The following is a 26,575-nucleotide window of genomic DNA, read 5'->3' as shown; positions in this document are numbered from 1 at the left end:
GAGAGCCAGATGGCCGAGATCACACAAACGAGCGCGTCCGCTTCCACCAAGCTTGCCGCGGTCGACATTCACAAGCGCTATGGCGATAACGAGGTGCTCAAGGGCGTGTCGCTGAACGCGAAGGCCGGCGACGTCATCAGCATCATCGGTGCGAGCGGGTCGGGCAAGAGCACGTTCCTGCGCTGCATCAATTTTCTCGAGCGGCCGAATGCGGGGCAGATCGTCGTCGACGGCGAGGCCGTGCGCACGAAGGCCGACCGCGCAGGTGCGCTGGAGGTTGCCGATCACAAGCAGTTGCAGCGCATCCGCACGAAGCTTGCGATGGTGTTCCAGCACTTCAACCTGTGGGCGCACATGAACGTGCTCGAGAACGTGATGGAAGCGCCCGTGCACGTTCTCGGCATTTCGAAGAAGGAAGCCGAGGACCGTGCGCGCGAGTACCTGGAGAAGGTCGGTTTGCCGCCGCGTGTCGAGAAGCAGTATCCGTCGCATCTGTCGGGTGGGCAGCAGCAGCGTGTCGCGATTGCGCGCGCGCTGGCGATGCATCCGGACGTGATGCTGTTCGACGAGCCGACCTCCGCGCTCGATCCGGAGCTCGTCGGCGAAGTGCTGAAGGTGATGCAGAAGCTGGCCGAGGAAGGTCGCACGATGATCGTCGTCACGCACGAGATGGGTTTTGCGCGCAACGTGTCCAACCACGTGATGTTCCTGCATCAGGGGCGGACCGAGGAAGAGGGCGATCCGAAGGAGGTGCTGGTGCGTCCGCAGAGCGAGCGTCTGAAGCAGTTCCTGTCGGGCAGTCTCAAGTAACGCGAAGGGCGGGTTTCATACGTGGTACCGGTGTCTCGTCCAGCAGGCGCCACCCGCACGACGCAGGTGGCGATCGTTGCATTGCCGCCCGTGTCGATGTCGGGTGTGGGTCCGATCGTCGATGCGTTGAATCTTGCGAACGAGATCGACGGGCGCTTGCTGTATCGCTGGCAGGTGTGTTCGTGGGACGGGCGGCCGGTGCCGCTCGCCGGCGGTGCGCAGTGGCATGCCGATGCGGCGTTCAACGATGCGATCGCGTGCGACTGGGTGATCGTCGTGTCGGAGCGGTTTCAGCAGTTTGCCGATTACCGGTTGTTTCTCGCGAGTCTTGCGCGGGTCGGGCAGCGTACGCCGGTCGTGACCGGCATTCACCACGGCGTGTGGTGGCTCGCGATGGCCGGGCAGCTTTCCGGGTATCGCGTGAGCGTGAACTGGGAGACGTATCAGCAGTTCGCCGAGCAGTTCGAGCGGTCGATCGTCACGCAGCAGATCTTCGAGATCGATCGCGATCGGGCGACCTGTGCCGGTGGGCAGGCCACCGTTGATTTCATGCTGGCCATGATTGGCCGCGAACATGGGGCCGATCTTGCGGAGCGGATTGCCGATGCGCTCGGCGCCGGCACGCTGCGCAGCGGCGAGGAGCGGCAGCGGATTCCTTTCGTTACGGCTCCGGGGGAGCGGCATCCTCGGCTCAACGATGCGTTGATGCTCATGGAGGCTAATGTCGAGGATCCTCTCACTACCGATGAAATCGCCGGGTTGGTCGGCGTTTCGCGCCGACAACTGGAGCGGCTGTTTCGGCAGTATCTCGGGGCGATGCCTTCCAAGTATTACCTCAATCTTCGGTTGCTCAAGGCTCGGACGCAGTTGCAGCGGACCAGCAAGTCGGTCGTGCAAGTTTCTCTCGCCTGTGGGTTCTCTTCTGCTGCGCATTTTTCTAATGCTTATCGGGAGAGGTTTGGGGTTACGCCTCGGGAAGATCGGCGAGCGTGGCTCGAGAAGCAAACCGGCGGCGGCAGCGAACCTCGCGGCGGGGCGCTCGTCGAGCGCGTGAAAGATTAAGGCTCGGTTTGCGGTGCGCTCGTTTTTTGCGGTGCGCTCGCTTTTTCGTGAAGCACCTGTGATCTTGTCGGTCTATTAGCGTCGCCCCTGCGCGGGGCGGCGGTTACTTTTCTTTGTCTTGCCAAAGAAAAGTAACCAAAAGAAAGGCGCTGTGAAAACGCATGACCTCCCGGTGCCGTGGCAGCCGGAGTGGCCCTCGCCTAAGTGTCCGCGCTAGGATAGAACCCGGAGTGGTTCGAGCAATGGTTCCGACACCTCCCACTACCCAACAGAGCGGTATACCACCCGCTAGCTCCGTCCTCGCTTCGCTCGGCCGACAGGTACACCCCCTGCGCACGCCGCTCCATGCTGCCGCACCGGTCGATCGGCTTACACAATCACGATTCGTCATACATCAATAATGAATCGGTATCCTCTACGATCATTGGGCGCAGGGCGCAGGGCGCAGGGCGCAGGGCGCAGGGCAGGGTGCGTGGCCGCATGAATTGCGACTGGAGTACCTTGCAGCCGAGCGTAGCGAGGATGGAGCTAGCGGGCGGTATACCGCTCAGTTGGGTAGGGGAGGGTGTCGGAACCATTGCTCGAACCACTCCGGCTTCCTGACTGGCGCGGACACTTAGGCGGTGTCCACTCCGTTGACCACGGCACCGGGAGGTCTTGCGTTTTCACAGCGCCTTTCTTTTGGTTACTTTTCTTTGGCAAGACAAAGAAAAGTAACCGCCGCCCCGCGCAGGGGCGACGCTAATAGACCGACAAGATCACAGGTGCTTCACGAAAAAGCGAGCGCACCGCCAACCGAACCCACGCGCAAAAAAAAGACCCCCGCCCGCAAAAGGGCAAAATAAAAGCGCACTATCCGCTTCCGATAGAACCCGTCGCAATTCTGCAAGACGCTTCCCTCACCCTTACCTAAACTTGATCCTGTTGAACCCTCTTACGAAACCGAAAGGAACGACCATGACGACCTCGACCGTGACCCGCCAGACATTCGACGAAGTGATGGTGCCGGTATTCTCCCCTGCGCCGTTCGTGCCGGACCGTGCCGAGGGCTCGCGTGTGTGGGACACGGCCGGCCGCGAATACGTGGACTTCGCCTGTGGCATCGCGGTAACGTCGCTGGGCCACGGCCACCCGGAACTGCTGAAGGTCCTTGACGAACAAGGCCGCAAACTCTGGCACATCGGCAACGGCTACACGAACGAACCGGTGCTGCGCCTCGCGAAGCGCCTCGAGTCGCTGACCTTCGCCGACCGCGCTTTCTTCGCGAACTCGGGCGCGGAAGCGAACGAAGCCGCACTGAAGCTCGCGCGCCGCGTCGCGTTCGACCGCCACGGCGCCGACAAGTACGAAATCGTGTCGTTCGTCCAGTCGTTCCACGGCCGCACGTTCTTCACGGTCAGCGTCGGCGGTCAGCCGAAGTACTCCGAAGGCTTCGGCCCGGTGCCGGAAGGCATCAAGCACCTGCCGTTCAACGACATCGAAGCCGCGAAGGCCGCGATCGGCCCGCAAACCTGCGCAGTAATCGTCGAGCCGGTGCAGGGCGAAGGCGGCGTGATCCCGGCCGATCCCGCGTTCCTGAAAGCACTGCGCGAAGCGTGCGACGCCAACGACGCACTGCTGATCTTCGACGAAGTGCAAACGGGCGTCGGCCGCACCGGCCAGTTCTACGCCTACATGGACACGGGCGTCACGCCGGACATCCTCACGACCGCGAAAGCGCTCGGCAACGGCTTCCCGATCGGCGCGATGCTGACGACGAACGAACTGGCCGCGCACTTCAAGGTCGGCGTGCACGGCACGACGTACGGCGGCAACCCGCTCGCATCGGCGATCGCCGACAAGGTCGTCGAACTGATCGGCGACCCGGCACTGCTCGAAGGCGTGCGCGAACGCAGCGTGCGCCTGAAGGGCGCGCTCGAACGCATCAACGCCCGCTTCGGCATCTTCAAGGACATTCGCGGCAAGGGCCTCCTGGTCGGCGCGGAACTCACCGCCGCATTCGACGGCCGCGCGAAGGACTTCGTCACGGCCGCCGCCGAGAACGGCCTGATCATGCTGATCGCCGGCCCGAACGTGCTGCGCTTCGTCCCGTCGCTGGTGATCCCGTTCGACCTGCTCGACGAAGGCGTGAAGCGCTTCGAGAAGGCAGTCGAGCAGGTGCTCGCGGCCCAGGAAGCCACCGCGCGCTGATCGGCGCACCCACCGCAGAACAGGAACGACGATGCTATTTGTTCGCCCCGGCAAACTCACGGATCTCGATGCGCTCGCGCAAATGGCGCGCACCGCGCAGCCGGTCCTGCACTCGCTGCCGCACGACCGCGCGGCGCTCGAAGCGCGTGTGGCGCTCTCCGAGGATTCGTTTCGCGCGGACGTCGACTTCGCCGGCGAAGAATTCTATCTCTTCGTGCTCGAGGATTCGTCGACCGGCAAGCTGCTCGGCACGGCGAGCATCGTGGCCGCAGCCGGCTACTCGGAACCGTTCTACGCGTTCCGCAACGACGCACTGATCCACGCGTCGCGCGAGCTGCACGTGAACCGCAAGATCCACGCGCTCACGATGTCGCACGAGCTGACCGGCAAGAGCCGGCTCGCGGGCTTCTACGTCGATCCGTCGCTGCGCGGCGACGCGGCCGCGCACCTGATCTCGCGCGCCCGGATGATGTACATCGCCGCGAATCGCCGCCGCTTCACGCCGGAAGTGTTCACGCTGCTGCTCGGCGTGAGCGACAACACGGGCGCATCGCCGTTCTGGGAAGCGGTGGGCCGCAAGTTCTTCGGCCGCGATTTCACCGATGTCGATATCGCATCGGGCGGCCGCAGCCGCACGTTCATCGCGGAAGTGATGCCGGCCTACCCGCTCTACGTGCCGCTGCTGCCGGAAGCCGCGCAGCGCGTGCTCGGCGAGCCGAACGAAACGGCGCTGCTCGCCTACGACATCCACCTCGAGGAAGGCTTCGAGCCTGACCGCTTCGTCGACATCTTCGACGCGGGCCCGGTGCTGACCGCACAGGTCGACCGCACGTCGTGCGTGAAGCACGGCGCGGAGCGCACGGTGCGCGAAGCCGCGCGCCAGCAGGGCGACGTGGCGTACATGGTGTCGAGCGGCAGCGGCGAATCGTTCCGCTGCGTGCTGGCCGACCTGCCGGGCGACACGGCTGACGCGCGGGGCGCCGATGCGCCGCTGGCGGCCGACGTGCGCGCGGCACTGGATGTGAAGGATGGCGATGTCGTGCGCTGCGTGCCGCTGCACCGCCGCGACGATGAAGAATTGAAGGGAGACGTAGCATGATCGTCGTTCGGGTCGTACAAACGGGCGACGTCGACGCGCTCGTGTCGCTCGCGAAGGAAACCGGGCCGGGCCTGACTACGTTCAAGCCCGACCGCGACGCGCTCGCGGCGCGCATCGAACGCTCGCGCCGCACGCTCGAAGGCCGGGCCGCGCCGGGCGAAGCCGGCTACTTCTTCGTGATGGAAGAATCGACGACGGGCGACATCGCCGGCGTGTGCGGGATCGAGACGCAGGTCGGCCTCGAACAGCCGTTCTACAACTATCGCGTGAGCACGGTCGTGCACGCGAGCCAGGAACTCGGCGTGTGGACACGGATGTCCGCGCTGAACATCTCGCACGACCTGACGGGCTACGCGGAAGTGTGCTCGCTGTTCCTGAGCCCGCGCTATCGCACGGGCGGCGTCGGCGGGCTGCTGTCGCGCTCGCGCTTCATGTTCATCGCGCAGTTCCGCGAGCGCTTCCCGGAACGCATCTGCGCGGAACTGCGCGGCCACTTCGACGAAGACGGCACGTCGCCGTTCTGGCGCGCAGTCGGTTCGCACTTCTACCAGATCGATTTCAACGCGGCGGACTACCTGAGCTCGCACGGCCGCAAGTCGTTCCTCGCGGAACTGATGCCGCGCTACCCGGTGTACGTCGACCTGCTGCCGCAGGACGCGCAGGACGCGGTCGGCCTCACGCACCGCGACACGCTGCCGGCCCGCAAGATGCTCGAAGCGGAAGGGCTGCGCTACCAGAACCACGTCGACATCTTCGACGCGGGCCCGGTGCTCGAATGCCATATCAACGACTTGCGCACGGTGCGCGAGAGCGTCGTCGTGCCGGTCGCGATCGGCGTGCCGGATGCAAGCGATAACGCGCGGGGCGGCCATCCGCCGAAGTCGCTCGTGTCGAACACGTCGCTGAACGATTTCCGCGTCGGCGTCGCGCCGGGCGTGGTCGCAAACGGTTCGTTCGTGCTGTCGGCCGACGATGCCGTCGCGCTCGACGTGAAGGCCGGCGATCCGGTCCGCGTGCTGCCGCTCAAAGTCAAACAGGGATAAACGAATCATGACGGAACTCTTCATCGACGGCGCCTGGGTCGCAGGCTCGGGCCCCGCATTCGCTTCGCGCAACCCCGGCACCGACGAAATCGCTTGGCAGGGCGGCAGCGCATCGGCGGCCGACGTCGACCGCGCGGTCGCGAGCGCACGCCGCGCATTCGCCAGCTGGTCGGCACTCGACTTCCAAGCGCGCTGCGAGATCGTCAAGCGCTTCGCGGCGCTGCTCACCGAACGCAAGGAAGCAATCGCTACCGCGATCGGCCGCGAAACGGGCAAGCCGCTGTGGGAAGCGCGCACCGAAGTCGCGGCGATGGCCGCGAAGGTCGGCATCTCGATCCAGGCGTATCAGGAACGCACCGGCGAGAAGCGCCAGGACATGGCCGACGGCGTCGCGGTGCTGCGCCATCGGCCGCACGGTGTCGTGGCCGTGTTCGGCCCGTACAACTTCCCCGGCCACTTGCCGAACGGTCATATCGTGCCTGCGCTGATCGCCGGCAACACGGTCGTGTTCAAGCCGTCGGAGCTCGCACCGGGCGTCGCGCGCGCGACGGTCGAGGTGTGGCAGGCAGCCGGGCTCCCGGCGGGCGTGCTGAACCTCGTGCAGGGCGAGAAGGACACCGGCATCGCGCTGGCCAATCATCGCCAGATCGACGGGCTGTTCTTCACCGGCAGCTCGGACACCGGCACGCTGCTGCACAAGCAGTTCGGCGGCCGTCCGGAGATCGTGCTCGCGCTCGAGATGGGCGGCAACAACCCGCTCGTGATCGGCGAAGTCGAGGACATCGACGCGGCCGTGCATCACACGATCCAGTCGGCGTTCCTGTCGGCCGGCCAGCGCTGCACGTGTGCGCGCCGCATCTTCGTGCCGCAGGGCGCGTTCGGCGACCGCTTCCTCGCGCGCTTCGTCGACGTCACGTCGAAGATCACGGCCGACGTGTTCGATGCCGATCCGCAACCGTTCATGGGCGCGGTGATCTCGGCACGCGCGGCCGCGAAGCTGGTCGATGCGCAGTCGCGCCTGATCGAGCAGGGCGCGAAGCCGATCATCGCGATGACGCAGCGCGACCCGCGCCTCGGTTTCGTGAACGCATCGATCATCGACGTGACGGGCGTCGCGAACCTGCCGGACGAAGAGCACTTCGGCCCGCTCGCACAGATCGTCCGCTACGCGACGTTCGACGAAGCGATCGAGCGCGCGAATGACACGGCGTTCGGCCTGTCGGCCGGGCTGCTCGCCGACGACGAGAACGCCTGGACGCACTTCCGCCGCACGATCCGCGCCGGGATCGTCAACTGGAACCGCCCGACCAACGGCGCATCGTCCGCCGCGCCGTTCGGCGGCACGGGCCGCTCGGGCAATCATCGCCCCAGCGCGTACTACGCGGCCGACTATTGCGCGTATCCGATGGCGTCGGTGGAAAGCACCCAACTGACCTTGCCCGCGAGCCTGTCGCCGGGCCTGCATTTCTGATCGAGGGAACGACGATGAACGCACAAGAAGCCAATTTCGACGGGCTCGTCGGCCCGACCCACAACTACGCCGGGCTGTCGTTCGGCAACGTGGCGTCGCTGAACAACGAGAAGTCGGCCGCGAACCCGAAGGCCGCGGCGAAGCAGGGGCTGCGCAAGATGAAGCAGCTCGCGGATCTCGGTTTCGCGCAAGGCGTGCTGCCGCCGCAGGAGCGCCCGTCGCTGCGCCTGTTGCGCGAACTCGGCTTCTCCGGCAAGGATGCCGACGTGATCGCGAAGGCCGCGAAACAGGCGCCCGAACTGCTCGCCGCCGCGAGCTCGGCGTCGGCGATGTGGACCGCGAACGCGGCCACCGTCAGCCCGTCGGCCGACACGAGCGACGGCCGCGTGCACTTCACGCCGGCCAACCTGTGCAGCAAGCTGCATCGTGCGATCGAGCACGAAGCGACGCGCCGCACGCTGTCGACGCTGTTTGCCGACCCCGCCCACTTCGCGGTGCACGAGGCGCTGACGGGCACGCCGGCGCTGGGCGACGAAGGCGCGGCGAACCATACGCGTTTTTGCGCCGAATACGGCCAGCCGGGCGTCGAGTTCTTCGTGTACGGCCGCTCGGAATATCGCCGCGGCCCGGAGCCGAAGCGCTTCCCGGCACGCCAGACCTTCGAGGCGAGCCGCGCGGTCGCACAGCGCCACGGGTTGGCCGACGCGGCGACGGTCTACGCGCAGCAGGATCCGGACGTGATCGATGCGGGCGTGTTCCACAACGACGTGATTTCGGTCGGCAACCGCGACACGCTGTTCACGCACGAGCGCGCGTTCGTCAACAAGCAGGCGATCTACGACACGCTGACGGCGACGCTCGATGCGCGCGGCGCGCGGCTGAACGTGATCGAGGTGCCCGATGCGGCCGTGAGCGTGAACGATGCGGTCACGTCGTATCTGTTCAACAGCCAGCTGCTGTCGCGCGCCGACGGCTCGCAGGTGCTCGTCGTGCCGCAGGAATGCCGCGAGAATGCGAACGTCGCGGCCTATCTCGATCAGCTCGCGAGCGGCAACGGCCCGATCCGCGACGTGCTCGTGTTCGACTTGCGCGAAAGCATGAAGAACGGCGGCGGCCCCGCGTGCCTGCGCCTGCGTGTCGTGCTGAACGACGCGGAGCGCGCGGCCGTCACGTCGAACGTGTGGATGAACGACACGCTGTTCGCGTCGCTCGACGCGTGGATCGAAAAGCACTACCGCGATCGCCTTGCCCCCGAAGATCTCGCGGATCCGACGCTGCTCGACGAATCGCGCACGGCGCTCGACGAACTCACGCAGATCCTGCGCGTCGGGTCGCTATATGACTTCCAGCGCTGAGCACGGCATGTCGGCGAACGCGTTGCTCGACGACTTCCTCGCGTTCACGCTCGAGGGTGGCGCGCCGCCCGAGAAGGACGGCGCGTGCGCGGGCGGCGCGGTGCGCTGGCACTGGCTCGGCGATGGGCTGCTGACGCTGGAGCCGGCTGCGGGTGACACTGCTGGCGATACGGCGCGTGCGAGCGTGCTCGTCTCGGCCGGCGTGCACGGCGACGAGACCGCGCCGATCGAGCTGCTGTCGATGCTCGTGCGCGATCTCGCGTCGGGTGCGCTGTCGCTCGCGTGCCGGCTCTTCGTCGTGCTCGGCAACGTGCCGGCGATGCGCGCGGGCGAACGCTATCTCGACGACGACCTGAATCGTCTGTTCAGCGGTCGTCACGCGCAGGTGCCCGCGAGCCGCGAAGCGCCGCGTGCGGTGCAGCTGGAAACGGCGGCTGCCGCATTCTTCGCGGCCGCGCCGGCAGGCAGCGCACGCTGGCACATCGACATGCACACGGCGATTCGCGCATCGGTGTTCGAGCAGTTCGCGCTGCTGCCGCACACGGGCACGCCGCCGACGCGCACGATGATCGAATGGCTCGGCGACGCGCGCATCGCGGCCGTGCTGCTGCATACGGCGAAGGGCAACACGTATTCGCATTTCACGGCCGAGTATTGCGGCGCGCTCGCATGCACGCTCGAGCTCGGCAAGGTGCGGCCGTTCGGCCAGAACGACCTGTCGCGCTTCGCGCCGGCCGACCGCGCGGTGCGCAAGCTCGTGGCGGGTGTGCCGGCGGATGCCGACGCCAGGGGCGGCCATCCGCGGGGCGGCCATCCGCCGTTGCCGCGCGTGTTCACCGTGATCGACCAGATCACGAAGCAGAGCGACGCGCTCCAGCTGTTCGTCGCGGCCGACGTCGCGAACTTCACCGCGTTCGCGCGCGGCACGGTACTCGCGCAGGACGGCGACTATCGCTACACGGTGAAGCACGACGAGGAACGCATCGTGTTTCCGAACCCGACCGTGAAGCCGGGTTTGCGCGCGGGCCTGCTCGTGATCGATACGACGCGCGACACGCTGGCCGCACTCGTCTGATCGATGAGCCGCTGAGCGGGCCGCGGCGGCTCGCTCGACCGCGTCGTCCCGCAGTCCATTCATTTTTGAGATGAAGCCCGCACGCCGCGCAGACGGCGCGCCCGTCGCGCTTGCATATTTGCGACACCGTCTTGCAAGTTCGACGGAGTCGCGCGGCGGCCGCCGTGCACGCAGCGCAGCATCGTGTATCGGCGGGCGCTTTGCCGTATCGGGCCGCATGGATTGGTACAATCGCGGCCTTGCGGCTGTTGCGCCGCATCAAGGTGCGGCATCGGCGTTGTCGTTGTCATTCGACCCTGCAATGATGCATGCGCCCGTAGTTCCGGAACATTCGAGTATCGAGGAGAACAGTGATGAAGTTGGATTGGCGTAAAGTGGCCGCGCACGCGGTAGTGGCGGCATCGGCCGTGGCGGCAGGCAGCGCGATGGCTGCGGATCTGAAGGAGATCCGGTTCGGCGTCGAGGCCTCGTACGCGCCGTTCGAATACAAGACGCCCGACGGCAAGCTGACCGGCTTCGACATCGACATCGGCAACGCGGTGTGCGCGAAGCTGAAGACGAAGTGCGTGTGGGTCGAGAATGACTTCGACGGCCTGATCCCGGCGCTGCAGGCGCGCAAGTTCGACGCGATCAACTCGGACATGACGATCACCGACCAGCGCAAGCACGCGATCGCGTTCACCGATCCGATCTACACGATCCCGAACCAGCTGATCGCGAAGCAGGGTAGCGGCATGCAGCCGACGCCGCAGTCGCTGAAGGGCAAGCGGGTTGGCGTGCTGCAGGGCACGATCCAGGAAGCGTACGCGAAGAAGAAGTGGGCGCCGGCAGGCGTCGAAGTCGTGCCGTACCAGACGCAGGACCTGGCCTACGCCGATCTGAAGTCGGGCCGTCTCGACGCGACGTTCCAGGATTCGGAAGCGGGCTCGAAGGGCTTCCTGTCGAAGCCGCAAGGCCAGGGCTTCGGGTTCGCCGGCGGCACGGTCAGCGATGCGGAGATCCTCGGCTCGGGCGTCGGTTTCGGCCTGCGCAAGAACGACGCGGCGCTGAAGACCGCGCTCGATCAGGCGCTGAAGGAACTGAAGGCCGACGGCACGATCGACACCCTCGCGAAGAAGTATTTCAGCGTGCCCGTGACGCTCAAGTAAGCGCTTCGCTCGATCGCATGATGTAAAAAAACCGGCCGCTTTTGCGGCCGGTTTGCTTTTGGGGCTGGCTGTTCGAGGTTGCCGATGCCGGCGGCGGCCGACGTTACGACGGGAAGAAGCGGGCCAGCTCGCGCGCGAGCTCGTTGAGCACGCCCATTTCCTTCTGCGTGATCTTGCGCGCGGGCTGCGCGCCGGCCCAGTCGCCGTACAGCAGCGCGACGGTCGTCGTGCCCACGCGCACCGGCAGCAGCACGAACGCGCGCGTATCGGGCAGCGCGTCGAGATACCACGCGGGCAGGCGCTTCACCATCTTCGGTTCCTGCGCCTGCTCGATGAAGATGCCGACCGAGTTGGTGATCGCGAGATGGAAGACGTCCGGCTCGAAGCGCTCGTCGAAGCGCAGCCGTTCGAGCGCGGCATCGACGTCGGGGCCGAAGCCGAGACGCGCGGCGAACGTGCCGTCGGCACGGCGCACGAACATCACGGTGCGCGTGAACGCGAGGCCCGCGAGCAGGCTTTCCGATGCGAGCGCGAGCACCGGCGTCAGCACGTGTTCGGACGGCAGCGCGCGCAAGTCCGCGAGGCCCGCTTCGAGGCACGCCTCGGGTTCGGCCTGCGCCCGCGCGATTGCATCGGCGTTCGCGCGCAGCTCGACGATGTCGCGCATCATGGTGTCGCTGGCTTCCTCGCGCGCGAGCCGGTCGGCGATCTCGACGAGCGCGCTGGATTCGATTTGCAGCTCGGTGCCGTACGCCTGCGCGAGCACCGCGATGCGGGCGTCGCGCTGCGGGCTCTCGGGCATCGCGAGCGCGCTGGCGACGTCGGTCGAGCAGCGGCTCACCGCGCGCAGCCAGCGGACGTGTTCGCCGTCGTCGTCCGACACGTCCGCGATGCGCCGGCGCTGGGCGCGTGCGTCGCTTTCGTCATCGTTGCCGACGAGCTCGGTGTGCGCCGCCTGATCGGCGTCGTCGGCCATCCCGGCGCGGATCACGTCGGGCAGCCGCCAGTTCGCGGCGGCCTCGAGGCCGAGCGCTTCGAAACCGACGCCCAGCACGTCGACGCATGCGGCCGCTTCGTCGCCGTTCAGCTCGGCCGCGCGGCGGCGGATGCGATCCCACTCGCTGTCGAGATAGCAGACCACGAGCAGCTTGCCGACCTGGCGCATCAGCGTGCAGACGACGGCTTCCTCGCCGCCGCGCAACTGCGCATGCTCGGTCAGCTTGCGGGCGACGCAGCCGGACAGCAGCGCGCGGTTCAGCTCGAGCTTCGCGTCGATGCGGCGCGGCGTGCTGTGGTGGAAATGGTCGACGAGCTTCAGCCCGACCACGAGATGGCCGACCGTGTCCATGCCGAGCACCATCAGCGCGCGCGTGACGGTCGTGATGTTGCCGCCGAACGCCATGTACATCGCGGAATTCGCGAGCCGCAGCACCTTGTGCGTGAGCGCGAAGTCCGACAGCACGACGCGCACGAGCGCGGTGAAGTCGAGATCGTCGTTCTTCATCGCGGCCATGGTCGTGCGCAGCGATTCCGACAGCAGCGGGAAATCGCCCCGTTCGTTCATCCGGGCCCACAGCTTGTCGAGCAGCGCCGTGCGGGGCAGGTGTTCGGTGATTGACATACGGATCTGTTCGGTTCGTCGGGTATCAGGCAGCGTGCAGACGCAGTTGTTGCGCCTCGAAGCGCCGCGCGAGTTCCTCGGACGGCAGGGCCTGGCAGACGAGCCAGCCCTGGATGTGGTTGCAGCCCATCTCGGTCAGCAGTGCGCGCTGCGCCTCCGTCTCGACGCCTTCCGCGACGAGTTCGAGGTCGAGCGTCTGTGCGAGCCCGACCACCGCCGACACGATCGCGCGATCGTTGCGCGAGGTCAGCAGGTTCTCGACGAAGCTGCGGTCGATCTTCAGCTTCGCGAGCGGGAAGCGCTGCAGGTACGCGAGGCTCGAATAGCCGGTGCCGAAATCGTCGATCGCGAAGCGGATGCCCATCTCGGTCAGCTCTTCGAGCAGCCCTTTCGCCTTCGCGGGATCGTGCATCAGCAGGCTTTCGGTGATCTCCAGCACGATGCGGCGCGGATCGATGCCCGTCAGCGTCATCGCGTCGCGCACGCTCTGCGTGAAACGCGGGTCGCGGAACTGCTGCGGCGACACGTTGACCGCCACGTACTGCAGCGCGAGCCCCTGGCGGTCCCATGCGACGAGCTGCATGCACGCGGCCTTGAGCACCCAGTTGCCGAGGTAGTTGATCAGGCCGATCGATTCGGCGAGCGGGATGAAGGTCGCGGGCGGCACGAGCCCGTGCACCGGATGGCGCCAGCGGATCAGCGCCTCGACGCCGACCACCGCGCCCGACTGGCTGCGCGTGATCGGCTGGAAATGGAGCGAGAACTCGCCGTTGCGCACGCCGTCGTACAGGTCGGCTTCGAGCTTGAGCCGCTCGGCGTCGGCCGGATCGTCGACGGGCGCATGAAACGCGAGCGCATTGCCGCCCGACGCCTTCGCCTGCGCGAGCGCGTGGTCGGCGCGGCGCAGCAGCGGGCTGTGGTGTTGCGCGCGGTGCGGCGCGGTACGCTCGTCGGGGTAGAGCGCGATGCCGATGCTCGCCGACAGGTGCACGGTTTGTCCCTGGTACACGTACGGTTCGCGCACCGCGGCCTGCAGCCGGCGCGCGAGCGCCTCCGCCGCGTCGCCGCCGCGCGAGCGGTCCGATGCGGTGAACACGACGGCGAACTTGTCGCTCGCGACGCGCGCGAGCTGTTCGCCGGCCGTGACGAGCGCCTGCAGCCGCTGCGCGGTTTCGCGCAGCAGCGCGTCGCCGGCGTCGTAGCCGAGCGCGCGGTTGATGCGTTGATAGTCGTCGAGATCGAGCAGCAGCAGCGCCGCGCAGGTGCCGGCCTCGTCGGCGGCCTGCTGCGCGCGCATCAGCGCGGGCACGAGCGCGGACAGATTGTCGAGCCCCGTCATCGAGTCGTGGTGCATTTCATACGTGAGGCGCGCCTCGAGCGCGCGCCAGGCCGACACGTCGAATGCCGCGATCGCGAAGCCGTCGACGCCGTGGTGGCGGCTCTTGAACGCGCGGACTTCGACGTCGAGCGGGTAGGTGAGCGACTTCACGATGCACATCGTCGCCTTCTCGACCTGGCCGGAACGCGCGGCGCGCGCGAGCAGGCCTTCGAGCGTCGCGGTATCCTGTTCCGCGATCAGGTCGCGCAGCGTCAGCGTGTGCAGGTAGTCGCGGTGATAACCGATGAAGCGCAGGCTCGCGTCGGACACGTACAGAAAGCGCAGCTCGCGGTCGACATGGGCGAGGAAGTCCACCGTGCCGACCGTCTGTTCCAGCCAGTCGCGCACGGTGTCGTCGCGGCGCGGCGTGCCGGCGCGAGCAGGCATCAGCGCACCGCCCGACCACGCGAAGCGGCGCAGCGTATGCAAGGCGCTGCGCCAGGAGCCCTTGCGTGGCCTCTGTTTCCTGTTGGCTTCCATGTGTCTCGCTGACGTGAAGGGCTGGAACCGGTTGTCCGGAAGGAATAACGGCAGACTGCGCGGAATCTTTAACCGCCTGGTTGCGGCTTGCGCCGCCGCCGGGTCGGGTGGTACCGGGTGACGTTCGACACGCGAACGGCAGGATGGCCTGCATCGAGGCTGACTTTATAAGAAATGAGGACGCAGATGAAGCGAAAACTATTGGTGGGCGCCTCGGCGGCGCTGCTCGTGGCCGGTCATGCGCTGGTCGCGCACGCGCAACTGAAACCGGGCGACGCCGCGCCCGACTTCACGACCCAGGCGTCGCTGGGCGGCAAGACCTACACGTACTCGCTCGCCGATGCGCTGAAGCACGGGCCGGTCGTGCTGTATTTCTACCCGGCCGCATTCACGAAGGGTTGCACGATCGAGGCGCATGCGTTCGCCGATGCGGTCGATCGTTACAAGGCTTACGGCGCGACCGTGATCGGCGTGTCCGCGGACAACATCGACACGCTGACCAAGTTCTCGGTGAGCGAGTGCCGCAGCAAGTTCCCGGTCGCGGCCGACCCGGACGCGAAGATCATCCGCGAATACGACGCGAAGCTGCCCGCGCTCGATCGCGCGAACCGCGTGTCCTACGTGATTTCGCCGGAAGGGAAGGTGATCTACGAATACACGAGCCTGTCGCCGGACAAGCACGTCGAGAACACGCTCGGCGCGGTGAAGGCATGGGCCGACGCGCATCCGAAGCAGTAAGCGGCGCCCAGCCGAGCGGGCGTCGAACCCGGCGGCCCGCCTCGCGCGCCGCCGGGTAATGCACCGCATCGCGCCGCCATGCGGCGGCGCGGGTGGGTGTTACGCGCGCAACGCCTGCTCGATCGGCACGCTGCCGCCGACGAAGCCGATCACCTTGCGCGAGATGCCAAGCTTGATCGCCTCGATCGCAGCCCACGCGACATCCTGGCGCGAGACGGGCGGCGCCGCGTCGAGCGGCTCCTCGGTCAGCGCGATCTTGCCGACGCCCGGGCGGTCCGCGAGCGGGCCGGGGCGCAGGATCACGTAGTCGATGCCCGACGCGATCACGCGCTCGTCGCCTTCGCGTTTCATCTGGGAATAATGGCGCAGCGCGCCGCTGCGCTCGGGCCAGTACGCGCTCAGCGAACTGATCACGACCAGCTTCTGCACGTTGTAGGCGAGCGCATGCTCGGCGGTGCGCGCGACCGCATCGCGGTCGATCTGCTCCTCTTCGACGGCGCCTTCCGACTCGGCCGAGCCGGCCGCGTAGATCACGTGCGTGATGCCGTGGAACGCGTGCGAGAAATCGCCCGTCAGGTCGGCCTCGACCACCTTCGCGCCCGGCAGCGCATAGCCGTGCCGGCGCACCAGCGCAGTCAGCTCGAATTCCGACTGCTTGAGCAGCAGATCCGCGCACGCGTGGCCGGTGCGGCCGGTGGCGCCAATCAGCAGTACCTTCGTCGTCATGAAAGCGCTCCTTGGTCGATGCGTCATCCTTCCAGATAGGGACGGACGACTGATACTCAAGTGTATGTCGATTTGGGCGGACAGCGCGCAGGTATTAAGGGCCGCACCCGATGCGGCCGGTCAGTGTGGCTCGACGGGGCCCGCCGTTGCACCGTCCCCGCGCACGGATGATTGCGGGATCGACCCGCCGACCGGCTATCATGTGCGCGATGCATTTTTCGCCGCTCGTGAAGGCAACGCGGCGACCAACCGGTTGGAGTACACATGGCATTACCCCTGGACAACATCAGCATGGCCGTGTTCTGCGACTTCGAGAACGTCGCGCTCGGCGTGCGCGACGCGAAGTACGAGAAATTCGACATCAAGCCCGTGCTGGAGCGCCTGCTGTTGAAGGGCAGCATCGTCGTGAAGAAGGCCTATTGCGACTGGGAGCGCTACAAGGGCTTCAAGGCGTCGATGCACGAGGCGAGCTTCGAGCTGATCGAGATCCCGCACGTGCGCCAGTCGGGCAAGAATTCGGCCGACATCCGGCTCGTGGTCGACGCGCTCGATCTCTGCTACACGAAGTCGCACGTCGATACGTTCGTGATCATCAGCGGCGACTCGGATTTCTCGCCGCTCGTGTCGAAGCTGCGCGAGAACGCGAAGAAGGTGATCGGCGTCGGCGTGAAGAAGTCGACGTCGGACCTGCTGGTCGCGAACTGCGACGAATTCATTTTCTACGACGATCTGGTGCGCGAGCAGCAGCGCGCGCTGGCCAAGCGCGAACAGCAGCGCACCGGCAACGGCGGCGCGAAGCGGCCCGACGAACCGTCGCGCAAGCCCGAGATCGAAGCACGCCGGACCGAGGCGATCGCGCTGGCGGTCGAGACATTCGATGCGCTCGCGTCGGAGCGCGACGACGTCGGCAAGATCTGGGCGTCGGTGCTCAAGAGCGCGATCAAGCGCCGCAAGCCGGATTTCAACGAGTCGTATTACGGTTTCCGCGCGTTCGGCAACCTGCTCGACGAAGCGCAGGCGCGCGGCCTGCTCGAAGTGGGGCGCGACGACAAGTCCGGCGCGTTCGTGTCGCGGCCGCGCCACGCGGCAGCAGCGGAACAGGTGTCGGCCGCGCGCGACACGGCTGGCGGCCATCACGGACAGGGCGCGCGTCATGCGGAGCCGGCGTCGGCGCCGGCCGCGCGCGAGCCGCGGCGTCGCGGCCAGCGGGGCCACGCGGCCGCGGCCGTGCAGGAAAGCGAACACGTCGACGCGCAGGAAACGGCCGTGATCGACGTGACGACCGAAACGGCGAACGTGCGCGCGGAAGCGGTTGAGGCGGCCGAAGCGGCTGGCGCGGTTGAAGCGCCCGACGCGGTCGAGGCGACGGACACCCACGGCGATGCGAAGGACGGCCGCAAGCGCGCTCGCAATAGCGCGGCGAAGAAGGCCGGCGTGAAGAAGGGCGGAGATGCGAAGGGTGCCGGCCGTCATGCGGCGGCGAAGCCGGACGATGCAGCGCACGGCGGCGCGAAGCACGGCAGCGACAAGCATGCGGACACCAAGCATGCGGAAGCGACGCATCGCGACGCCGAGCACAGCGACGATCGCCACCCCGCGGCGCAGCACGTGACGCCGTCGGCCGGCGAGTTCGCCGGGTCGGGCGCAGCCGCGCAGCCGTCGCATGAAGCTGCGCCGGTCGAATCGGCCGTTGAATCGGCACGTGCATCGGGTGGTGAAGCGGCCCGGGAATCGACCGGCGACGCGCCAGCCGATGCCAAGCCGAAGAAGCCGACCCGCAAGACGGCCACGCGCGCGCGCCGTCCGCGCAAGACGGCGGCGGCCGCCGAATAACGGCGGCTGGCCGGGCGGTGCCCGACTCGGGGCGCCGCCCGCGCCGAAGCGCCGGCCGGTGCAATGCCGGCCGACGCGCCGTTATCCGTTCAGCGCGTACGGGCGCGTCATCACTTCGAGGAAATGACCGTCCGGATCGTCGAAATACACGCCGCGACCGCCGTTGTGGCGGTAGATATCATCAGGCTGTCGCTTCGCCGGATCGGCCCAGTGCGGCAGGCCCCGCTCGCGAATCCGCGCGTACACGCGATCGAAGCCCGCTTCGTCGGTCAGGAACGCGTAGTGTTGCGCCGCGATCTCCGCGTCCTTTTCGTAGAAGTCGAGCGACACGCCGTTGTCGAGCTGGACGACCAGCATCGCGCCGAACGGCGTCGGCGGCGGCAGTTCCAGCAACTCGATGAGAAAGCGGCTCGACGCGTGCTTGTCGCGGCACCAGACGATCGTATGGTTCAGCTGGACATTCATGGCGGGTCCCCGGGAACGGGCGCGAGGTTGCGCATGGACACACGATAGCGGATCGTCGCCGGCGTGCAAGCCAGGTGCGCTGCAAACGCGGCGCCCGAGCGCGATTCGTCGGCTGAAACGATCTGGACGATCGGCTACTTCTTCGGCAGCAAAGGTCATTGGCGCGGCTTTTTGCGCCGCGAAGATACAGGATCTGTACGACCTCGCACGACATGGATGACGACGCGGCGCGCTATCGGGTGCCGGCGCTTGCCCGCGGGCCAGCGATACTCGAAGCGGTCGCGGCAGGGCAGCCGCTCGCGACCGCCGCCGCGCTCGCGACCCGGCTCGGCGCGCCGCGCCCGTCCGGTGCCGCCCGGCTGGGACCGGGAGCATAGAGCGCACCCCCCGCCGCCCCGTATCCGGCCGCCTGCCGTTACTCGCCGGCCACCGCCGGGCCGCCCGAATTGCCGCGGCGGTTGCGGCGCTTCTCGCTCCACACGCGCAGGCGGTCCATGTACAGATAGACGACCGGCGTCGTATAGAGCGTCAGCACCTGCGACATGACCAGGCCGCCCGCGATCGCGATCCCGAGCGGCGCGCGCAGCTCGGCGCCGTCGCCGTGACCGAACGCGAGCGGCAGCGCGCCGAGGAGCGCCGCCATCGTCGTCATCATGATCGGCCGGAAGCGCAGCAGGCACGCCTCGTGGATCGCTTCGAGCGACGACTTGTGGCCGTTGCGCGTCTGGTCGATCGCGAAGTCGACCATCATGATCGCGTTCTTCTTCACGATACCGATCAACAGGATCACGCCGATCAGCGCGATGATGCTGAACTCGGTCTTGAACAGCAGCAGCGCGAGCAGCGCACCGACGCCGGCCGACGGCAGCGTCGACAGGATCGTGATCGGGTGGATGTAGCTCTCGTACAGGATCCCGAGCACGATGTAGACGGCCAGCAGCGCCGCGAGGATCAGGATCGGCTGGTTGTTCAGCGACTGCTGGAACGCCTGCGCGGTGCCCTGGAAGCTGCCGACGATCGTCGGCGGCACGCCGATCTGCGCCATCGTCTGATAGATGATCTGGGTCGCCTGCGACAGCGACACGCCCGGCGGCAGGTTGAACGAGATCGTCGTCGCGACGAACAGCCCCTGATGGTTGACCGACAGCGGCGTCGTGCTCGGCCCGAACGTCGCGATCGCCGACAGCGGGATCATGGTCGACTTCGACGTCGACACCGATGCGCCCGCCGACGCGCTCGACTTGCCGCTCGACGCGATCGAGTTCAGCGCCTGGTTGCGCGCGGAATCGGATGCGATCGCCGCGGCGCTGGTGGCGGCCGTGCCGGCGCTCGACCGGCCGGCCGACGTCGCGACGAAGGTGCCGGCGGCGGCATTGGTGGTCTGCGAGCCGTTCGCGCTGCCGCCCGACGTGCTGATCCATACCTGGTTCAGCATCTGCGGGCTCTGCCAGTATTGCGGCGCGACTTCCATCACGACGTGGTACTGGTTCAGCGGGTTGTAGATCGTCGAGACCTGGCGCTGGCCGAACGCGTCGTACAGTGTGTTGTCGATCTGCGAGGGCTTGATGCCGAACCGCGCGGCGGTCGCGCGGTCGATCGTCACCATCGCCTCCATGCCGCCTTGCTGCTGGTCGGAGTTCACGTCGGTCAGCTCGGGGCGCTTTTGCAGCGCCTCGGTCAGCAGCGGCCCCCATTTGTACAGATCGGCCGTCGAATCGCCGAGCAGCGTGAACTGATACTGCGCGTTGCTCTGCCGGCCGCCCACGCGAATGTCCTGCGCGGCCTGCAGGAACGTGCTCGCGCCCGCGACGTCCGCCAGCGGCCTGCGCAGCTGCTGGATCACCTGGTCGGCGGACAGCTTGCGCTGCGTACGATCCTTCAGCATCACGAACATGAAGCCGGAGTTGGTCTGCGTGCCGCCGGTGAAGCCCGCGACGCTCTGCACGTTCGGGTTGGCCTGCACGATCCGCATCATCTCGGAGAACTTCTGCTTCATCGCCTGGAACGACGTGGACTGGTCGGCCCGAATGCCGCCGATCATCAGCCCGGTGTCCTGCTGCGGGAAAAAGCCCTTCGGCACGACGATATACAGGTAGACGTTCAGCCCGATCGTCGCGAACAGGATCAGCAGGATCAGCAGCGGCCGGCGCAGCGCCCACGACAGCGAGCGCTCGTAGCCGCGCTGCATCCGCGCGAAGCCGCGCTCGAGGAAGCGGCCGAAGCGGCCTTCGTGCTCGGCCTCGTGCGGCTCGCGCAGCAGGCGCGCGCACATCATCGGCGTGACCGTGAGCGACACCGCGAGCGACACGGCGATCGCGAGCGACAGCGTCAGCGCGAACTCGCGGAACAGGCGCCCGACGATGCCGCCCATCAGCAGGATCGGCAGGAACACCGCGACGAGCGAAATGCTCATCGACAGCACGGTGAAGCCGACCTCGCGCGCGCCGTCGAACGCGGCCTGCATCCTCGGCTTGCCGTTCTCGATGTGGCGCGTGATGTTCTCGAGCACGACGATCGCATCGTCGACGACGAAGCCGGTCGCAACGATCAGCGCCATCAGCGACAGGTTGTCGATCGAGAAGCCGAGCAGGTACATCGCGCCGAACGTGCCGATGATCGAGATCGGCACCGCGACGCTCGGGATCAGCGTCGCGCGCCAGTTGCGCAGGAACAGGAACACCACCATCACGACCAGGCTGACCGCGATCAGCAGCGTGCGCTCGGTGTCCTTCAGCGACGCGCGGATCGTGGTCGAGCGGTCGAGCACCGGCGTGACCGTGATGTCGGCCGGCAGCGACGCGGTGAGCTGCGGCAGCGCCGCGCGCACGCGGTCGATCGTCTCGATGATGTTGGCGCCCGGCGAACGGTAGAGGATCACGAGCACCGCGCGCTTGCCGTTCGACAGGCCGAGGTTGCGCAGGTCCTCGACCGAGTCGACGACGTCGGACAGATCCGACAGCCGCACGGCCGAACCGTTGCGGTACGCGACGACGAGGTCGCGGTATTGCGACGCCTGGGACGCCTGGTCGTTCGTATAGAGCTGGTAGCGCTGCGGGCCGAATTCGATCGCGCCCTTCGGCGCATTCGCGTTCGCGGAAGCCAGTGCCGCGCGCACGTCCTCGAGGCCGATCCCGTAGTGGAACAGCGCCTGCGGCTGCAGCTCGACGCGCACGGCCGGGTTCGCGGAGCCGCTCACCGACACCTGGCCGATCCCGTCGATCTGCGACAGCGACTGCTGCAGCACCGTCGACGCGGCGTCGTACAGCTTCGCGGGCGACGACGTTTCCGACGTGAGCGACACGATCATGATCGGCGAATCGGCCGGGTTGACCTTGCGGTACGTCGGGTTGCTCTTCAGCGATGCGGGCAGGTCGGCGCGCGCGGCGTTGATTGCCGCCTGCACGTCGCGCGCGGCGCCGTCGATGTCGCGGTTCAGCCCGAACTGCAGGATGATCCGCGCGTTGCCGACGGTGCTGGTCGACGTCATTTCGCTGACGTCGGCGATCGAGCCGAGGTGCCGCTCGAGCGGGCTCGTCACGCTGGTCGCGACCGTCTCCGGGCTCGCGCCGGGCAGCGACGCCTGCACGGAGATGGTCGGGAAGTCGACCTGCGGCAGCGGCGACACCGGCAGCCTGATGAACGCGAACAGGCCGGCGAGCGCGACGCCGAGCGCGAGCAGCGTCGTCGCGACGGGGCGGGTGATGAAGGGGCGCGACAGGTTCATGGCTTATGCGCCCGTGTGCCTGCCGGCGTCGGCGCCCGGGCCGTGCCGTTCGAACCAGCCGCGCACGCGGCGCGCGACGCTGTCGAAGCCGAGATAGATCACCGGCGTCGTGAACAGCGTCAGCACCTGCGACACGACCAGGCCGCCCGCGATCGCGATCCCGAGCGGCTGGCGCAGCTCGGAGCCCGCGCCGGCGCCGAAGATCAGCGGCACCGCGCCGAGCAGTGCGGCGAGCGTCGTCATCAGGATCGGTCTAAAGCGCAGCAGGCACGCCTGGTAGATCGCCTCGCGCGGCGGCTTGCCTTCGACGCGTTCGGCCTCGAGCGCAAAGTCGATCATCATGATCGCGTTCTTCTTCACGATGCCGATCAGCAGCACGATCCCGATGATCCCGATGATGTCGAGGTCGTGCCCGGTGATCATCAGCGCGAGCAGCGCGCCGACGCCGGCGGACGGCAGCGTCGACAGGATCGTGATCGGGTGGATGTAGCTCTCGTACAGCACGCCGAGCACGATGTACATCGTGACGACGGCCGCGAGGATCAGGAACAGCTGGTTCGACAGCGACGCCTGGAACGCGAGCGCCGCGCCCTGGAAGCGGGTCTGGAACGAGCCGGGCAGGCCGATGTCCTTCTCGGCGGCGTCGATCGCCTTCACGGCTTCGCCGAGCGATGCGCCCGGCGCGAGGTTGAACGAGATCGTCGTCGACGGGAACTGCGACAGGTGCGAGACCAGCAGCGGCGACGGCCGTTCGTGGAACGACGCGATCGACGACAGCGGCACCTGGCCGCCGCCCGCCGACGGCAGGTGGATGTCGTTCAGCGATTCGGCGTAGTGCTGCTCCTTGGGCTCGGACTCGAGAATCACGCGGTACTGGTTCGACTGCGTGAAGATCGTCGACACGATGCGCTGGCCGAACGCGTCGTACAGCGCGTTGTCGACGGTCGCCGGCGTGATGCCGAAGCGCGCGGCACTCGCGCGGTCGATCTCGATGTAGACCGACTGGCCGTTGCTCTGCAGATCGGTCGCGACGTCGGCGAGCGCCGGTTCCTGCTGCAGCCGCGCGACGAGCTTCGGCACCCAGGTCGAGAACTCGTCCTGGTTCGGGCTCGTCAGCATGAACTGATACTGCGTCGGGCTCACGGTCGAGTCGATCGTCAGATCCTGCACCGACTGCATGAACAGCGAGATGCCCGTCACGTTCGCGACGCGCTGCTGCAGGTCGCGGATGATCTGCGCGGCGGTTTCGGAACGCTCGTCGCGCGCCTTCAGGTTGATCAGCATCCGGCCGCTGTTCAGCGTGATGTTGCTGCCGTCGACGCCGATGAACGACGTGAGGCTCGCCACGTTCGGATCCTTCAGGATCTCGGCCGCGAGCGCCTGCTGGCGTTCGGCCATCGCGCCGTACGAAATGGACTGCGGCGCCTGCGTGATCGCCTGGATCACGCCGGTATCCTGCGCGGGGAAGAAGCCCTTCGGCACGTACACGTAGAGCAGCGCGGTCAGCGCGAGCGTCAGCAGCGCGACGACGAGCGTCGAGCGCTGGCGGTTCAGCACCCATTCGAGCGCGACCCCGTAGCGCGCGATCACCCAGTCGATCGCGCTGTGCACGCGCGCCTCGAAGCGGTGGCTCTCGGGCGGCGGCGAATGGCGCAGCAGCTTCGCGCACATCATCGGCACCAGCGTGAGCGACACGATCGCCGAGATCACGATCGTCACCGCGAGCGTGATCGCGAATTCGTGGAACAGGCGGCCGACCACGTCGCCCATGAACAGCAGCGGGATCAGCACCGCGATCAGCGACACCGTCAGCGAGATGATCGTGAAGCCGATCTGCCGCGAGCCCTTCAGCGCGGCCTCGAGGCCGGTGTCGCCTTCCTCGACGTAGCGCGCGATGTTCTCGATCATCACGATCGCATCGTCGACGACGAAGCCGGTCGCGATGGTGAGCGCCATCAGCGACAGGTTGTTCAGCGAGAAGCCGGCCAGGTACATCACCGCGAGCGTGCCGATCAGCGACAGCGGCACGGAGAGGCTCGGGATGATCGTCGCATAGATGTTCGCGAGGAACAGGTACATCACCAGCACGACCAGCGCGACGGCGAGCAGCAGCTCGAACTGCACGTCGCGCACGGCCGCGCGGATCATCGTCGTGCGATCGGTGACGATCTGCACGTCGAGCGCCGCGGGCAGCGTTTCCTGCAGCTTCGGCAACTGTGCCTTGATCGCGTCGACGGTCGCGATCACGTTCGCGCCCGGCTGGCGCTGTACGTTCAGGATGATCGCGGGCTCCGAGTTCACCCACGCGCCGAGCTTGGTGTTCTCCGAGCCGGCGACGACCTTCGCGACGTCGGTCAGCATCACCGGGCGGCCGTTCTTGTACGCGACGACGGCGCTGTTGTACTGGTCGGCGCTCGTCAGCTGGTCGTTCGCGTTGATCGTGTACGCGCGCGTCGGGCCGTCGAAATTGCCCTTCGGCGTGTTCACGTTCAGGTTCGAGATCGTCGTGCGCAGATCGTCGAGGTTCATCCCGTACTGCGCGAGCGCGGTCGGGTTCGCCTGGATCCGCACGGCCGGCCGGTTGCCGCCCGACAGGCTCACGAGGCCGACGCCCGCGATCTGCGAGATCTTCATCGCGAGGCGCGTGTCGGCCAGGTCCTGCACCTGCGTGAGCGGCAAGGTCTTCGACGTGATCGCGAGCGTGAGCACCGGCGCGTCGGCCGGGTTCACCTTGGCATAGATCGGCGGGGCGGGGAGGTCGGACGGCAGCAGGTTGCCGGCCGCGTTGATCGCGGCCTGCACTTCCTGTTCGGCGATGTCGAGCGGCAGGTCGAGCGAGAACTGCAGCGTGATCACCGATGCGCCGGCCGAGCTTTGCGACGACATCTGGTTCAGCGACGGCATCTGGCCGAACTGCCGCTCCAGCGGCGCGGTGACCGACGACGTCATCACCTCCGGGCTCGCGCCCGGGTAGAAGGTCTGGACCTGGATCGTCGGGTAGTCGACTTCGGGCAGCGCGGCGAGCGGCAGGAAGCGCAGCGCGACGATACCGGCCAGCATGATCGCCGCCATCAGGAGGGCGGTGCCGACCGGCCGGAGAATGAAGAGGCGGGATGGATTCATCGAGCGGCCCGCGCGTTACTGGGCCGCGGGGGCCGCGGCCTGCGACGCGCCGTGCTTGTGACCGCCGTGGTGGCCGGCCGCGCCCGACGCGCCCGACGCCGCCGCGGCGCCATGCGCGCCGGAAGCGCCTTTCGGCTTGTCGGCCGGGATCGTCACCTTCGCGCCTTCGCGCAGGCGGTCGGAACCGTCGGTGACGACGCGCTCGCCGACCGCGACGCCGCTCGCGATGCTCGTGCGCTCGCCGTCGACCGGGCCGGCCGTGACCTTGCGCACCGTCACCGTGTTGTCGGGCTTCACGATGTACACGAACTGGCCGATCGAGCCCGTCAGCACGGCGGACGTCGGCACGATCGTCGCATTGCGCAGCACGTCGACGAGCAGCCGCGTGTTGACGAACTGATTCGGGAACAGCAGCCCGCTCTTGTTATCGAAGGTCGCGCGCAGCTTGACGGTGCCGGTGCTGGTATCGATCTGGTTGTCGAGCGTGGCGAGCGAACCGGTTTCAAGCGGCACCGTGTTGTTGCGGTTGTACGCGGTGACCGACAGCTTCTGACCCGCGTTCACCTGCTTGAGGATTTGCGGCAGGTTGTCTTCCGACGTCGTGAAGATCACGCTCATCGGCTGCAACTGCGTGATCACGACGATCCCGTTGGTGTCGCCCGGCGTCACGTAGTTGCCGGCGTCGACCTGGCGCAGGCCGACGCGGCCCGACACCGGCGCCGTGATGCGCGCATACGTGAGGTTGAGCTTCGCGGAATCGATCGCGGCCTGGTCGGTCTTCACCGCGCCTTCGTACTGCTTGACGAGCGACGCCTGCGTATCGACGGTTTGCGACGCGATCGAGTCCTGCGACAGCAGCGTCTGGTAGCGCTTCAGGTCGAGGCGGGCCGTCGCTAGCAGCGCCGCGTCGCGCGCATGCGTGCCTTCGGCGTTCTCGAGCGCGACCTGGTACGGGCGCGGGTCGATCTGCGCGAGCAGGTCGCCCTTCTTGACGATCTGGCCTTCCTGGAACGCGACCGACTGCAGGTAGCCCGACAACTGCGTCTTGACCGTGACGTTCGCGAGCGGTGTCACGGTGCCGAGCGCGGACAGCACGATCGGCATCTCGCCTTGCGTCGCGGTCGCGACCGACACGGGCTGCGGCACGTTCGCCATCGCCGCGGGGCCGCCGCGGCCGCGATGACCGCCACCGCCGCCGCTCGCGGCGGCGCCGGACGCCGCGCTGGCCGCTGCG

The 26,575-nt window shown here is 67.4% G+C and carries 18 protein-coding genes; 11 read left to right on the top strand and 7 right to left on the bottom strand.

The window, feature by feature from the left end:
* Window positions 1–9 precede the first annotated feature (9 nt).
* From O1Q03_RS13785 to O1Q03_RS13745, 9 genes are all read left to right on the top strand, one after another.
* Complete coding sequence (locus O1Q03_RS13785; protein ID WP_269504095.1) at window positions 10–810, top strand: ABC transporter ATP-binding protein; 801 nt, start codon at window positions 10–12, stop codon at window positions 808–810.
* Between the two features lie 21 nt (window positions 811–831).
* The gene (locus tag O1Q03_RS13780; RefSeq protein ID WP_269504094.1) at window positions 832–1,872 is read left to right on the top strand and encodes a GlxA family transcriptional regulator; all 1,041 of its coding nucleotides are present in this window, start codon (window positions 832–834) and stop codon (window positions 1,870–1,872) included.
* Between the two features lie 957 nt (window positions 1,873–2,829).
* On the top strand, window positions 2,830–4,062 hold the full coding sequence (locus tag O1Q03_RS13775; protein ID WP_175909668.1) for an aspartate aminotransferase family protein: 1,233 nt from the start codon (window positions 2,830–2,832) through the stop codon (window positions 4,060–4,062).
* Window positions 4,063–4,093: 31 nt separating this feature from the next.
* Window positions 4,094–5,161 (top strand): arginine/ornithine succinyltransferase subunit alpha, encoded by a 1,068-nt coding sequence (gene aruF / locus O1Q03_RS13770; RefSeq protein WP_269504093.1) that lies wholly within the window; start codon window positions 4,094–4,096, stop codon window positions 5,159–5,161.
* Window positions 5,158–6,204 (top strand): arginine N-succinyltransferase, encoded by a 1,047-nt coding sequence (astA, locus tag O1Q03_RS13765; RefSeq protein ID WP_269504092.1) that lies wholly within the window; start codon window positions 5,158–5,160, stop codon window positions 6,202–6,204. The genes aruF and astA overlap by 4 nt, the downstream gene beginning before the upstream one ends.
* A 7-nt stretch (window positions 6,205–6,211) precedes the next feature.
* Window positions 6,212–7,675 (top strand): succinylglutamate-semialdehyde dehydrogenase, encoded by a 1,464-nt coding sequence (gene astD / locus O1Q03_RS13760; protein ID WP_269504091.1) that lies wholly within the window; start codon window positions 6,212–6,214, stop codon window positions 7,673–7,675.
* A gap of 14 nt (window positions 7,676–7,689) precedes the next feature.
* Window positions 7,690–9,030 carry an N-succinylarginine dihydrolase gene (gene astB, locus O1Q03_RS13755; RefSeq protein WP_269504090.1) on the top strand — a complete coding sequence of 447 codons (1,341 nt, stop codon included), beginning with the start codon at window positions 7,690–7,692 and terminating at the stop codon, window positions 9,028–9,030.
* Window positions 9,031–9,037: 7 nt separating this feature from the next.
* Window positions 9,038–10,105 carry a succinylglutamate desuccinylase gene (gene astE, locus O1Q03_RS13750; protein WP_269504254.1) on the top strand — a complete coding sequence of 356 codons (1,068 nt, stop codon included), beginning with the start codon at window positions 9,038–9,040 and terminating at the stop codon, window positions 10,103–10,105.
* Between the two features lie 353 nt (window positions 10,106–10,458).
* Window positions 10,459–11,253, top strand: a complete 795-nt coding sequence (locus O1Q03_RS13745; RefSeq protein ID WP_269504089.1) for an ABC transporter substrate-binding protein — start codon at window positions 10,459–10,461, stop codon at window positions 11,251–11,253.
* 103 nt (window positions 11,254–11,356) lie between these two features.
* On the opposite strand, the gene O1Q03_RS13740 is transcribed toward O1Q03_RS13745, so the two are convergent.
* Window positions 11,357–12,874 (bottom strand): HDOD domain-containing protein, encoded by a 1,518-nt coding sequence (locus tag O1Q03_RS13740; protein ID WP_269504088.1) that lies wholly within the window; start codon window positions 12,872–12,874, stop codon window positions 11,357–11,359.
* Window positions 12,875–12,899: 25 nt separating this feature from the next.
* A complete protein-coding gene (gene cdpA / locus O1Q03_RS13735; RefSeq protein ID WP_269504253.1) occupies window positions 12,900–14,639 on the bottom strand; it encodes a cyclic di-GMP phosphodiesterase CdpA in 1,740 nt (579 codons plus the stop codon).
* A 279-nt stretch (window positions 14,640–14,918) separates the two neighbouring features.
* Between cdpA and O1Q03_RS13730 the strand changes: the two genes are divergently transcribed.
* On the top strand, window positions 14,919–15,470 hold the full coding sequence (locus O1Q03_RS13730; protein WP_269504087.1) for a peroxiredoxin: 552 nt from the start codon (window positions 14,919–14,921) through the stop codon (window positions 15,468–15,470).
* 99 nt (window positions 15,471–15,569) lie between these two features.
* Here O1Q03_RS13730 and O1Q03_RS13725 read toward each other — a convergent pair whose 3' ends face one another.
* Window positions 15,570–16,196, bottom strand: a complete 627-nt coding sequence (locus tag O1Q03_RS13725; protein WP_269504086.1) for an SDR family oxidoreductase — start codon at window positions 16,194–16,196, stop codon at window positions 15,570–15,572.
* A 264-nt stretch (window positions 16,197–16,460) separates the two neighbouring features.
* Between O1Q03_RS13725 and O1Q03_RS13720 the strand changes: the two genes are divergently transcribed.
* Window positions 16,461–18,029, top strand: a complete 1,569-nt coding sequence (locus O1Q03_RS13720; RefSeq protein WP_269504085.1) for an NYN domain-containing protein — start codon at window positions 16,461–16,463, stop codon at window positions 18,027–18,029.
* A gap of 81 nt (window positions 18,030–18,110) precedes the next feature.
* Here O1Q03_RS13720 and O1Q03_RS13715 read toward each other — a convergent pair whose 3' ends face one another.
* The 4 genes from O1Q03_RS13715 to O1Q03_RS13700 all read right to left on the bottom strand — a co-directional run.
* Complete coding sequence (locus O1Q03_RS13715) at window positions 18,111–18,494, bottom strand: VOC family protein (protein ID WP_269504084.1); 384 nt, start codon at window positions 18,492–18,494, stop codon at window positions 18,111–18,113.
* Between the two features lie 415 nt (window positions 18,495–18,909).
* Entirely contained in the window at window positions 18,910–22,218 is a 3,309-nt protein-coding gene (locus O1Q03_RS13710; protein ID WP_269504083.1) for an efflux RND transporter permease subunit, read from the bottom strand.
* Between the two features lie 3 nt (window positions 22,219–22,221).
* Window positions 22,222–25,341 (bottom strand): MdtB/MuxB family multidrug efflux RND transporter permease subunit, encoded by a 3,120-nt coding sequence (locus tag O1Q03_RS13705; RefSeq protein ID WP_269504082.1) that lies wholly within the window; start codon window positions 25,339–25,341, stop codon window positions 22,222–22,224.
* 15 nt (window positions 25,342–25,356) lie between these two features.
* Window positions 25,357–26,575 (bottom strand): MdtA/MuxA family multidrug efflux RND transporter periplasmic adaptor subunit (locus O1Q03_RS13700; RefSeq protein WP_269504081.1); only part of this gene is annotated, 1,219 nt, incomplete at its 5' end.

Source organism: Burkholderia sp. IMCC1007, assembly GCF_027257875.1.
In the GTDB taxonomy this organism is placed as follows: Bacteria; Pseudomonadota; Gammaproteobacteria; order Burkholderiales; family Burkholderiaceae; genus Burkholderia.
Note: the sequence above shows the minus strand (reverse complement) of the source record. Positions and strands in the feature narration are given on the sequence as shown.